Source organism: Enterobacter sp. JMULE2, assembly GCF_013337145.1.
GTDB lineage: Bacteria > Pseudomonadota > Gammaproteobacteria > Enterobacterales > Enterobacteriaceae > Enterobacter > Enterobacter mori.
On the sequence record NZ_SGWD01000012.1, the window covers coordinates 142,595 to 154,394 of the forward strand.

Here is an 11,800-nt window from a genome sequence, read left to right on the forward strand (position 1 = left end):
CGGAGGTTGTATGGCTGTAATTGTCATTACCGGCGGGACGGCGGGCGTGGGGAAAGCGACGGCGCTGCACTTTGCGAAAGCGGGTTACGATGTGGGCATTATTGCCCGCGAGGAAGAGAGCCTGCACTCCACGCAAGAGGAGCTACGTCGTTTTGGCGTCAATGCGTATGCCGTGCAGGCCGACGTGGCGGACAGCCAGGCCGTCGTCGATGCCGCCAACGAGATTGAGTACCGCCTGGGTGCAATCGATGTGTGGGTTAATAACGCGATGGGGGCCGTGCTGGCACCGTTTCGCACGATGACGCCCGATGAATTTCGCCGCGTTACGGAGGTCACCTATCTGGGCTACGTGAACGGCACCCGCGCCGCGCTGGAACTGATGGTGCCCCGCGATCGCGGGACGATCGTTCAGGTTGGCTCCGCGCTGGCCTATCGATCCATCCCGCTGCAGTCTGCCTACTGCGGCGCAAAGGCCGCGATCCGCGGATTCACCGACGCGGTGCGTACCGAACTGATGCACGAAAACAGCCGGGTTCAGCTTTCAATGGTGCAAATGCCGGGTCTCAATACGCCGCAGTTTGACTGGGCGAGAAACAAATTTGCCTGGGCGATGCGCCCCGTTCCGCCCGTCTTCCAGCCCGACGTGGCGGCCAGCGCCATTTTTAAGGTCGCGCAGAAACCGGTGCGTGAACTCTGGGTGGGCAGCAGTACCATTCAGTCGATTGTCGGGCAGTTTCTCTTCCCCGGTTTTCTTGACAGGCTGATGGTAAAAAAGGCGTGGGAAGGGCAGATGACCGATAAGCTGAACGCCGAAGATCGCCGGGACTATCTGGATCAGCCGGTCAACGATCTGCACAAAATCCATGGACGCTTTTCTGCCGAAGCGAAGGATCGTGCCACGACCGTCTCCTCCGGTATGCCGGGGAAAGTGTTGCTCGGTTCGCTCGCGGTCGCGGGGCTGGTCATGGCTCGCCTGCTGTCGACCCGGAAAAAATAGTCAGCGCAGCGCGGTGCGGTTGGTCCAGAACCAGCGGTAGCCGTATCCGCCGATATTAAGCTCCACCGTTTTACCGGGCAGTAGCGCATCCTCGTACCGTTTGTCGGCCAGACAGGCGGTCCAGGTGGCGTGCCGGATCCCTTTCGCGGTGAACTGAACCGCCTTGTCGCTGAAGTTCACGAAGGTCAGAATGCTGCGCTCGTCGGTTTCATAATAGAGCCCCAGGACTGCATCGTTGTCGATGTTGATGAGTCGAAACGGCGCCATACCAATTTCCGGGAACTCTGAACGCGTATTGGCAATATCAATGATGCGATGCAGAAGCGAGTTGCGGTGCAGAAGGGAATCCGCCACGTTGATTTTTTGATAGCGGAAAGGACCGCGATCGATGACAGGGGCGATAAAGGTGTCGGGGTCGGCATCCGAAAAACCACCGCCCTGCGAGCCCGCCCACTGCATGGGGGTGCGGACGGCGTAGCGCTCTTCCAGCTCCAGATCGTCACCCATGCCGATTTCATCCCCGTAGCGCATCACCGGTACGCCCGGCAGAGAGAACAGCACCGCATGACAGAACGCCAGCCGTTTTTGATCGCCATTCAGCATCGGCGCCAGGCGGCGGCGAATACCGCGCTGATACACGTTCATGTCGTCATCCGGGGCAAAGGTATCAAGAACGGTCTGCTTCTCTTTTTTGCCGATCCCCTCCAGATCCAGCTCGTCATGATTGCGCAGCCAGTTGGCGAAACAGCAGGAATCCGGCGGCACGATCATTTTCTTCACCGCCTTGCGCAGCGGGCGGGCGCTTTTCTCGGCCAGGCTGACGTAAAAATACTTGTTGAGCCAGAAGTTCAGCACCAGATTCAGGCGATCGTTATCACCAAAGTAGTCTTTATATTCCTCGACCTCGACGTCTACTTCCCCGAGCAGGATCGCCTCCGGGTTGTGTTGCTCAATCAGCTGACGCATATGTTCGAGGATCCACAGCCCCTTTTTCTCATCCCCACGCCCGGCCTGTTTTGTCAGATGAGACGCCGCATCCAGGCGAAAGCCCGACACGCCGAGCTTGAGCCAGAAGAGGATGATGTTGTCGATCTCTTTGAGCACCGCAGGCGAGGCCAGATTCAGATCCGGCTCATGGCGATAGAACATATGCCGGTAGTATTGTCCGGCTTCCTCGTCCCATGACCAGATGCTTTTCTCCACGCCGGGAAACATGGGCGGCGTGTCGTCATCGTCGTTATCGGACCACAGGTAATAATCGCGAAAGGGGGACTGCGGGTTGCGGCGCGCCTGTTGAAACCAGGGATGCGCGTCCGAGGTGTGCTGGATCAGCAGCTCGATAATCACCTGCATGCCCAGCTCGCGGGCCTGCTCGATAAACGCGATGATATCCTTCAGTTTCCCAAAGCGCGGGTCGACCTGCAGGTGGTCGCTTACGTCGTAGCCTTCATCCAGAAACGGCGTCAGATAAAACGGGGTGATCCAGATAACCGTTGCCCCCATCCGGCGGATGTAGCGCAGCTTGGCCCCAATTCCGGCGATGTCCCCGCAGCCATCGCCGTTCAGATCGTAAAACAGGGCGGTATCAATCTGGTAGATAATCGCTCGTGTATGCCAGCCAGCCATAGCGTCCCTCAGTGATAGCCTTCCGTATCAGACACTTTGCCCCGGAAGACGTAGTAGCTCCAGGCGGTGTACACCAGAATCACCGGAATAATCAGCAGCGTCCCGACCAGCATAAACAGCTGGCTGGCAGGCGGCGCGGCGGCCTCCCACAGGGTAATACGCGGCGGAATAATATGCGGCCACAGGCTGATGCCCAGCCCGCTAAAGCCGAGAAAGATCAACCCGAGCGTCAGCAGGAACGGGCGGGCGTGGCTGTCTGGATTGCGGGTCAGGCGCCAGATCCACAGGCTAAACACCGCCACCAGAAGGGGGACCGGCAGGAACCAGAAGAAATTCGGCAGGGTGAACCAGCGGTCGGCCACGTACTGCCAGCCAAGGGGCGTCCAGATGCTGACCACCGCGATAACCACCATCAGCGCCAGCAGCACGTGACGGGTCAACTCGCGCATGCGGGTTTGCAGCGCGCCCTCGCTTTTCATGATGAGCCAGGTCGTCGCCAGCAGGGTATAAGCGACGATCAGCCCCAGCCCGCAGAACAGGTTGAACGGCGTCAGCCAGTCCAGCGATGAGCCGACAAAACGTCGTCCTTCCACATCGAAACCGTTGATCATCGCCCCGACGACGATCCCCTGACTGAACGTGGCGAGCAAGGATCCGCCAGCAAAGGAGTAGTCCCAGAATTTGCGGTGCGACGGCGTCGCCTTGAAGCGAAATTCGAATGCCACGCCGCGAAAGATCAGGCCAATCAGCATGGCGGTAAGCGGAATGGTCAGCGCATCAATGATCACCGCATAGGCCAGGGGAAACGCACCAAACAGCCCCGCACCGCCCAGCACCAGCCAGGTTTCATTTCCGTCCCAGACCGGGGCCACGCTGTTTACCATCACGTCGCGCTCTTTGGCATCACCCACAAAGGTGAAGAGCATTCCAATTCCGAGATCGAAGCCGTCCATGATGATGTACATCAGCGTGGCGAAGACGATGATTGCAAACCAGATAACCGAGATATCAACGCCCATCAGCTTCTCTCCTCTTCAGGAACAGATTCAGCGGCAGACAGCGGACGGGCAGGGGTGCCCGAGGTGTTAGAGGTTAGCGTGCCAACAGGCTGCGGCCCTTTCTTAATTAGCCGAACGAGATAGACATAGCCCACGCCAAATACCGAACAGTAGACCACGATAAAGGCCAGCAGGCTGATGCTCATCTGCAGCGTGCTGTGCAGCGACACCGCGTCGATGGTGCGCAGGTAGCCGTAGACTACCCACGGCTGGCGGCCCACTTCGGTGGTCACCCAGCCGGCCAGCAGTGCGAGGAGCCCGGCGGGCCCCATGCAGAGGGCAAACCAGTGGAACGGACGCGAGTGGTATAGCCGGTGCCGATAGCGCAGCCAGACGCTGAGCGCGCCGAGCGCAATCATCAGCAGCCCCATCCCGACCATAACGCGGAACGACCAGAAGACAATCAGGGAGTTCGGGCGATCTTCTTTCGGGAAGTCCTTCAGGGCGGGAACCTGTTTATCCAGGCTGTGGGTCAGGATCAGGCTGCCGAGCGCGGGGATCTCAAGACCGTATTTGGTGCGCTCTTCCTCCATGTCCGGCACGCCAAACAACAGCAGCGGCGTGGCTTCGCCCGGCGGGTTCTCCCAGTGTCCTTCGATGGCGGCAATTTTGGCGGGCTGGTGCTCCAGCGTGTTCAGGCCGTGCATATCGCCGACCACCGCCTGGATGGGGGCGACCAGCAGCGCCATCCACATCGCCATTGAGAACATTTTACGCACGGCGGGCGTGTCGTTGCCGCGCAGCAGATGCCACGCGCCCGACGCGCCCACAAACAGCGCGCTGCTCAGGAAGGCGGCGATAGACATGTGGATCAGCCGATAGGGGAAGGAAGGGTTAAAGATGATTGCCAGCCAGTCCTCAGGGATCACCTGGCCGTTCTGAATACTGAAGCCCTGCGGGGTGTGCATCCAGCTGTTGGAGGCGAGGATCCAGAAGGTGGACATCAGGGTACCCAGCGCCACCATGCAGGTCGCGAAGAAGTGCAGGCCAGGGCCGACCTTGTTCCAGCCGAACAGCATCACGCCCAAAAAACCGGCTTCAAGGAAGAAGGCGGTGAGCACCTCATAGGTCAGCAGCGGGCCGGTGATACTGCCTGCGAACTGGGAAAAGCCGCTCCAGTTAGTCCCGAACTGGTAAGCCATCACCAGCCCGGACACCACGCCCATGCCAAAGTTGACGGCAAAAATCTTTAGCCAGAAATGGTACAGCGAGCGCCAGACGTCGTTTTTGGTGCGCAGCCACATGCCTTCGAGCACCACCAGATAGCTGGCAAGCCCGATGGTGATGGCGGGAAAAAGGATGTGAAACGAGACGGTAAAGGCGAATTGTATTCTGGCCAGATGAAACGCATCGAGTTCGAACATGGGCCGTACCTCTGGAACGGAGGGCTAACGAGAATTGCCAGGCAGCGTCAGGCTACCTGGCAAAACCGATTACGGTTTTTTCTTCCCTGCGCCAAGCTCGGCGCCGGTTAGCGGATCGGCGTTGGGATCGGACTTCGTGCGTGCAGACATTGCTTTGACGAGCGTGGCCTGCTCGGTCGTTAGCGTTACGCTTGCACTGCCGTCTCCTCCGTCAACCGCTGGCTGGGGAGATTCGACGTAGTCGAAATGCTTATCGCTGTTCCAGCTTCCGCGAACTTCTCCACCTTCAGACATATTGTAGTACTTGTTGGTGTACTCCTCGATTGGCGGCAATTTTCCGGGCGGAAAATTATTGCGGATGGACTGCAGCGCTTTTTCAAAGGAGAGCTGGTGCGCCGCCTCACGCGTCATCAGAAACGCCAGCGCATCCTTAACCCCCGGATCGTCCGTCACGTTGATCAGTCGTTCATAAATGATCTTGGCTCTGGCTTCCGCCGCCACGTTTGAGCGCAGGTCGGCGGTGGGTTCGCCGATGGTGTCAATGTAGGCTGCAGTCCACGGCACGCCCGCCGAGTTGGTCAGCGGCGTCCCCCCGCCGTATAGCAGTGACGTGATGTGGCTGTCGTTGCCGTTTTCGGTCATTGACCGATACAGTTCCGCTTCGCTTTCTACGCCTTCCGCCAGTTCACCTTTGGCCCCTTTGTTAAGCATACCGACCAGGGTGCCGATAATTTCGAGGTGGCTAAGCTCCTCGGTCGCGATATCCATCAGCATATCTTTGCGGCCAGGATCGTCATCGCTCAGTCCCTGAGTGAAGTAACGACAGGCGGCGGCAAGTTCGCCCTGCGGCCCGCCAAACTGTTCCAGTAACAGATTGGCCAGGCCCGGATTGGGTTCGGCAACGCGAACCGTATACTGCAGCTGTTTTACGTGCCGGAACATAGACTCTCCCTCTCCCGTTATTTTTTCGCTTCAACGCCGTCCGCGTCCGAGCGCAGCAGGAACTGTTCCGTCGTTTGCGGAATATGGCGAATCAGCCAGTCGGCCATTTCGCGCTCTTCCGCCAGGATGGTCTCAATGGCGGGTATCGAGGCGGTATCACCCGCTTTTTTGGCGGCTGCCAGCAGGGAGGTATAACAGGCAATTTCAAACTGCTCGAAAACGTAGCCGCTGATTGAGCCTTTTACGATCTCATCGGAGGGGAACATGCCGCCAATGGACTGTCCCAGGGCCGCCATTTTGCTCATTGAATCTTTTAAAACCGAACGTGAAATATCATTGCGGTCGAGTATTTCTTCCAGCAATGTAATTTGGCGTTTTGTCTCATTAATATGTTGTTCGATACGAGCACGTAAATCGGGATAATTTTCAATACGGCTGGCCATGGATTCCAGCATCGATTCGGCTTGCTTTTCCATCGCATGGGCATCGCGCAGCCAATCATGGTAGTGTTCTACATGATTCATAATAAACTCCTGTGAGTTATTTGATTTAATTAAATGCTGATGCTCATTTATTTTCGGGGTTAACCTTTTTGGGCTTTTTGATTAATATTACCAACGGCCAGATCGGTTAATTTAAGATCGGTTTCTTTCTCTTCTTCCAGCGTTTCGGCGAGAAGTTTAACGGCTTTTTTATAGCCAAGCTGTTCAGCCAGTGTTGCAAGAGTACCGTAACTGGCTATTTCGTAGTGCTCGACTTTTTGTGCGGCAGCAATTAATGCTGCATCGCGCACTTCATTTTTCTCTGTGCTCTCAATGACTTCGTTTGCTTCTTCAATCAGGCCTTCCATTGCCACGCATTTCATGCGCTTTAATTTAATGCCGGATTCCTGCTCAATAATTTGGTCTATACGCTCAATTTGTCCCTGCGTCTCTTCAAGGTGTGCCGTAAACGCGGCGCTGAGCTGTTCGCTTGATGCTGCGCGGGAAAGTTTGCTTAGCGCACGAGTCAGCTGCTTCTCAGCGCTGTAGGTATCCGACAGGAGGTGAATAAAGACGTCTTCGATACTTTTCATGTTCATATTTATGTTCCCGTTAAATAAGTAAAGGGTACTGCGAGCCTGCAGGCCCGCAGCATGCTCTCTGGTTTATTTATAAGAGACTTAAATAAGATCAGGAGTTATCAGATTTACGGCCCCCGCCGTGACTGTTCTGTCCCCCTTTCTTACCTGCTTCAGACGCGCGTTGCGGATCGTTTTTGAAATTACCACCGCTGTGCTGGCCGCCTTTACGTCCAGCTTCTGATGCTTTATCACGGTCTTCAGCGAAATTACCGGAACCACCACGATGTTCTGCCATATATCAACCCTCTTGTTGCGTTTATGTCAGGAGATACGATTTTTAATTCGTATCATTTGTCGTTCAGCAATTAACATTAGTCGTTATGCTGGAAGAGTCAAATTACAGTTTCGCTTTATTTTGGGGCGAGGTGGTTGTCGCTGCGAAATATACCGCTTCGTTATTTTACAGGTCTGTGCCTATAAATGGTTACGATATCTGTTGCTTACAGGTTCGATTCTTCGGTGTCTGCCGCCAGGTGCAGGTTTTTTTACCGTAAACCCGCCGCGGAAATGAATTACATGAGTTTACAAATTGCGTGAAAGAGAATGAAACGGCAACGTGCGCAATGAGAATAGTCTCAAGGTGATAAATATATGGAGGTAATAATTTGGGGGTAGGTGCGTGCGTTATTTATAAATAAAATTGGTCATTGATGCAAGAACCAGTGAAATAAAATTTAACCCTTATTCTTGCAAGCCCATTGCTGGGTTTTTGATATCGATAGACAGAAAACTTCGTAGTGCACTATGTGGCGAAATGGCAAGGTGAGCGCATTGTCATAAGCTGGAAAAAAACGATGAGCACAGCGCATAAACTCTCCTTACCTGTTATTGAACTCTCCCGGTTGCAGGGCGATCCTCAACAGCGTAAAGCCTTTCTTGAAGACCTGGGGAAAGCAGCCCGCGAGGTGGGTTTTTTTTATCTTACCGGGCACGGTATTTCTCAGGCGTTGCTGGACGACGTGCAGCGCGTCTCGCGTGAATTTTTTGCCCTGCCGGAGCAGGAGAAGCTGAAGGTCAGGATGGCCAATTCACCGCATTTTCGCGGCTATAACCGCGCGGGTTCGGAAATTACCCGCAGCCAGCCGGACTACCGCGAGCAATTTGATATTGGCGCTGAACGCTCTGCCATCGAAAGCAGCACTGGCCCGGTATGGCAACGCATGCAGGGACCCAATCAGTGGCCCGAAGCGCTGCCGGACATGCGTGATGTGATCACTCTCTGGCAGCAGAAAATGACCGACGTGGCGCTTGAACTTCTGCGGGCTTTTGCCGAAGCGCTGTCCCTGCCGAGAAACGCCTTCGATGACCTTTACGGCGACTATCCCAACGAGCACATCAAGCTGATCCGCTATCCGGGGCGCAGTGAAAATGAATCCCGCCAGGGCGTTGGCGCGCATAAAGATTCGGGTTTCCTGACGTTGTTATTGCAGGACGAGCAGGGCGGTTTGCAGGTTGAGGTCTCGCCGAATGAATGGGTGGACGCGGTGCCGCTGCCTGGCTCATTCGTGGTTAATATCGGCGAACTGCTCGAACTGGCAACCAATGGTTATCTGCGCGCTACCGTACACCGCGTCGTCTCCCCGCAGGCTGGCCGGGAGCGCCTGTCATACGCTTTCTTCCTCGGCGCACAGCTGAATGCGGTCGTGCCGGTCTTTCAACTGCCCGACTCCCTCGCGCGGTTGGCACACGGACCAACCAGCGATCCGCTCAACCCCCTGTTACGCGAAGTGGGCTGGAATTATTTGAAAGGCCGACTGCGCTCACATCCTGATGTGGCAAACCGTTTTTACGCGGATCACCTCAACGGCGAACCACAGTTTTAATAAACAATAAGAGATAAGACGATGATGAAATCTGCATTCTTTACGCTGGCTGGGCTCGCTTTACTGGTTTCACAAACGCTGCACGCCGCACCGTTACGTATCGCCGCCGATCCTATTCCCCATGCGGAAATCCTGGAGTATGTGAAAAAAATCGATCCTAAACTCGATCTGAAAATTATCGAGATGAGCAGCGGCGGGATTAACCCGAATGAGTTACTGGCTTCCGGAGAGGTGGATGCCAACTATTTCCAGCATCTGCCGTACCTGAAAGATCAGGAGAAGGCGCTGGGAAAAACCTTCAGCGTGGCTGCTGAAGTTCATATTGAACCCCTGGGTATCTATTCCCGTAAGGTGAAATCACTGGATGAATTACCGGAAGGGGCAAGCATTGCCGTGCCGAATAACGCCACTAACCTCAGCCGTTCATTGTGGCTGTTGCAGAGCAAAGGCGTGCTGAAACTGAAGGCCAGCGGCGACGCGGCCTCTACGCTGGTGACGCCTGCTGACATCAGCGACAACCCGAAGAAAATCAAGATAGTGGAGATTGAATCGCCGCAAATCCCGCGTGCGTTAGACGATGTGGACGCTGCGGTGATCAACGGCAACTATGCCCTTGAGGCGGGGCTGGTTCCGGCGAAAGACGCTTTAGGGCTGGAATCCGCCAGCAACAATCCTTATGCCAACCTGCTGGTCACCACGCCTGAATTGCTGAAGGACCCGCGTATTGCCGAACTCGCGAAAGACTTAACCTCCCCGAAGGTGGCAGCCTTTATCCGCGAGAAATACAACGGCTCGGTGATCCCCGTTACGGCGCCACAGCATGATTAAACTCGAGCACATCAGTAAACAGTATCCCGGCGCAACCGCGCCGGCCTTGACGGACATTTCGCTGTCGATAGAAGAAGGAACGATCTTTGGCATTCTCGGGCGCAGCGGGGCGGGAAAAAGCACCCTGCTGCGCTGTCTGAATCGCCTTGAACAGCCGACGTCGGGTCGCGTACTCATCGATGGCCAGGATATCGCCACGCTGGGCGTGGCGCAGCTTCGCCAGCAGCGTCAGCAGATGGGCATGATCTTCCAGCACTTCAATCTGCTGCACTCGCGTACCGTCAACGACAATATCGATCTGCCGCTGGAGATTGCCGGTGTCCCGCGCCCGTTGCGTCAGCAGCGGGTTGCCGCCCTGCTCGAACTGGTGGGGCTGGGAAATTTTGGTCACGCGTGGCCCTCGCAGCTCTCAGGTGGTCAGAAGCAGCGGGTGGGCATTGCCCGTGCGCTGGCGGTACAGCCTCGCTACCTGCTGTGCGATGAAGCGACCAGCGCGCTCGACCCGGAAACGACTCGCGCTATTCTCGATCTGCTGGCTGATATTCAACAGCAGCTCAATATCACCATTGTGCTAATCACCCACGAAATGACGGTCGTGAAGCAGATCTGCCATGCAGCGGCCCTGCTGGAGCAGGGGGCGCTCATTGAGAGCGGGTCGCTTTCGCAAATTATGTCGCGTCGGGAAGGGCGGCTGCGTCAAATGCTGCTGCAGGATGGCGAAACCGATCGTGCTTTCCTGGCAAAATATGCGTCAGAGACGGGGGCGAGATGCGTAGCGTGAACTGGGATCGCTTTCAGGACTTAATGATTAACGCCACCCTGGAAACCCTCTACATGGTGGCGCTGGCGACGCTCTTTACGGTAGCCATTGGATTACCCATTGGCGTGCTGCTGTTTATCACGCGTCGGGACGGTGTGTTACCCAACCGGGCGGTGGCTGTCGTGCTCAATAGTCTCGTCAATATTGGGCGAGCCTTGCCCTTTGTTATTTTGCTCATTGCCCTTATCCCGGTCACCCGGTGGATTGTCGGCACCACGCTTGGCAGCACCGCCGCCGTGGTACCCATTACGCTTGGTGCCTTTCCCTTTTTCGCACGCATTGTTGAAAGCGCGCTGGATGAGGTGGATAGGGGGCGCATTGAAGCGGTGGAGTCGATGGGGGGCAGCCACTGGCATATTGTCAGCCGGGTGCTCTTGCCCGAAGCGCTGCCCGCGCTGGTGGCGGGAATTACGCTGACCATTGTGATGTTGATCGGTTTTTCCGCCATGGCGGGCGTCGTCGGCGGCGGCGGGCTGGGAGACCTGGCCATTCGCTATGGCTATCAACGCTTCGATAACACCCTGATTGCCGGCACGGTCATCGTATTGCTGCTGCTGGTGCAGACTATCCAGAAACTCGGCGACAGACTGGTACGATCGCTCGCTTACCGACGCTAACCGCCTCCCGCTTTCCTGTGCTATAACCCATTCACCAACATAATAACAACAGAGGCTATGTCGTGGATAAAGAGCTACTGGAAGCGGGATACCGGGCCTACACCGGTGAGAAGATCGACGTCTACTTCAATACCGGGATCTGCAAACATTCAGGAAACTGCGTGCGCGGCAGCGCGAAGCTGTTCAACCTGAAACGTAAACCGTGGATCGTGCCGGATGAGGTGGACGTTGAGACCGTCATACGCGTGATTGATACCTGCCCGAGCGGCGCGCTGAAGTATCGCCAAAAATAAGCGAGGAACCATGGATATTCTGGAAGGCCATAACAAATTTTACGTGAATGATGCAGACGGGAACCAGGTGGCGGAGATTGTCTTTGTTCCGACCGGTGAACACCTCAGCATTATTGAACATACCGACGTGGACGAGAGCCTGAAAGGGCAGGGCGTGGGTAAGCAGCTGGTGGCGAAAGTGGTGGAGAAGATGCGCGGTGAAAACCGTAAAATTATCCCGCTGTGCCCGTTTGCCAAACATGAATTTGATAATACGCGGGAATATGACGATATTCGGGCGTGAGAGAGGTGCCCGGCATTGCGCCGGGC

The 11,800-nt window shown here is 56.0% G+C and carries 14 protein-coding genes; 7 read left to right on the forward strand and 7 right to left on the reverse strand.

What is annotated here, in order from left to right:
* Positions 1-10: 10 nt before the first annotated feature.
* Positions 11-997: an SDR family oxidoreductase gene (locus EXW94_RS11765; RefSeq protein ID WP_120158706.1), complete on the forward strand. Its 987-nt coding sequence runs from the start codon at positions 11-13 to the stop codon at positions 995-997.
* Here EXW94_RS11765 and EXW94_RS11770 read toward each other — a convergent pair whose 3' ends face one another.
* The 7 genes from EXW94_RS11770 to EXW94_RS11800 form a co-directional block, all read right to left on the reverse strand.
* The gene (locus EXW94_RS11770) at positions 998-2,623 is read right to left on the reverse strand and encodes an alpha-amylase family protein (protein ID WP_174340173.1); all 1,626 of its coding nucleotides are present in this window, start codon (positions 2,621-2,623) and stop codon (positions 998-1,000) included.
* Between the two features lie 8 nt (positions 2,624-2,631).
* Positions 2,632-3,642: a cytochrome d ubiquinol oxidase subunit II gene (gene cydB / locus EXW94_RS11775; protein WP_174340174.1), complete on the reverse strand. Its 1,011-nt coding sequence runs from the start codon at positions 3,640-3,642 to the stop codon at positions 2,632-2,634.
* Positions 3,642-5,045 carry a cytochrome ubiquinol oxidase subunit I gene (locus EXW94_RS11780; protein WP_042714542.1) on the reverse strand — a complete coding sequence of 468 codons (1,404 nt, stop codon included), beginning with the start codon at positions 5,043-5,045 and terminating at the stop codon, positions 3,642-3,644. Before EXW94_RS11780 ends, cydB begins: the two co-directional genes overlap by 1 nt.
* 69 nt (positions 5,046-5,114) lie before the next feature.
* Entirely contained in the window at positions 5,115-5,987 is an 873-nt protein-coding gene (locus EXW94_RS11785; protein WP_010435239.1) for a manganese catalase family protein, read from the reverse strand.
* A gap of 17 nt (positions 5,988-6,004) precedes the next feature.
* Positions 6,005-6,511, reverse strand: coding sequence for a ferritin-like domain-containing protein (locus EXW94_RS11790; RefSeq protein WP_010435238.1), 507 nt, complete (start codon positions 6,509-6,511; stop codon positions 6,005-6,007).
* Between the two features lie 59 nt (positions 6,512-6,570).
* Positions 6,571-7,068: a ferritin-like domain-containing protein gene (locus EXW94_RS11795; protein WP_108416327.1), complete on the reverse strand. Its 498-nt coding sequence runs from the start codon at positions 7,066-7,068 to the stop codon at positions 6,571-6,573.
* Between the two features lie 91 nt (positions 7,069-7,159).
* Complete coding sequence (locus EXW94_RS11800; RefSeq protein WP_004136767.1) at positions 7,160-7,345, reverse strand: general stress protein; 186 nt, start codon at positions 7,343-7,345, stop codon at positions 7,160-7,162.
* Between the two features lie 559 nt (positions 7,346-7,904).
* Between EXW94_RS11800 and EXW94_RS11805 the strand changes: the two genes are divergently transcribed.
* From EXW94_RS11805 to EXW94_RS11830, 6 genes are all read left to right on the forward strand, one after another.
* Positions 7,905-8,933, forward strand: coding sequence for an isopenicillin N synthase family oxygenase (locus EXW94_RS11805; RefSeq protein WP_174340175.1), 1,029 nt, complete (start codon positions 7,905-7,907; stop codon positions 8,931-8,933).
* Positions 8,934-8,957: 24 nt separating this feature from the next.
* Complete coding sequence (locus EXW94_RS11810) at positions 8,958-9,761, forward strand: MetQ/NlpA family ABC transporter substrate-binding protein (RefSeq protein WP_371317575.1); 804 nt, start codon at positions 8,958-8,960, stop codon at positions 9,759-9,761.
* The gene (locus EXW94_RS11815) at positions 9,754-10,542 is read left to right on the forward strand and encodes a methionine ABC transporter ATP-binding protein (protein ID WP_120158710.1); all 789 of its coding nucleotides are present in this window, start codon (positions 9,754-9,756) and stop codon (positions 10,540-10,542) included. Before EXW94_RS11810 ends, EXW94_RS11815 begins: the two co-directional genes overlap by 8 nt.
* Complete coding sequence (locus EXW94_RS11820) at positions 10,530-11,198, forward strand: methionine ABC transporter permease (protein ID WP_120158735.1); 669 nt, start codon at positions 10,530-10,532, stop codon at positions 11,196-11,198. Before EXW94_RS11815 ends, EXW94_RS11820 begins: the two co-directional genes overlap by 13 nt.
* A gap of 62 nt (positions 11,199-11,260) precedes the next feature.
* Positions 11,261-11,491 carry a 4Fe-4S mono-cluster protein YjdI gene (gene yjdI / locus EXW94_RS11825; protein ID WP_010435213.1) on the forward strand — a complete coding sequence of 77 codons (231 nt, stop codon included), beginning with the start codon at positions 11,261-11,263 and terminating at the stop codon, positions 11,489-11,491.
* A gap of 10 nt (positions 11,492-11,501) precedes the next feature.
* Entirely contained in the window at positions 11,502-11,774 is a 273-nt protein-coding gene (locus EXW94_RS11830) for a GNAT family N-acetyltransferase (protein ID WP_010435212.1), read from the forward strand.
* The last annotated feature ends 26 nt before the right edge of the window (positions 11,775-11,800 follow it).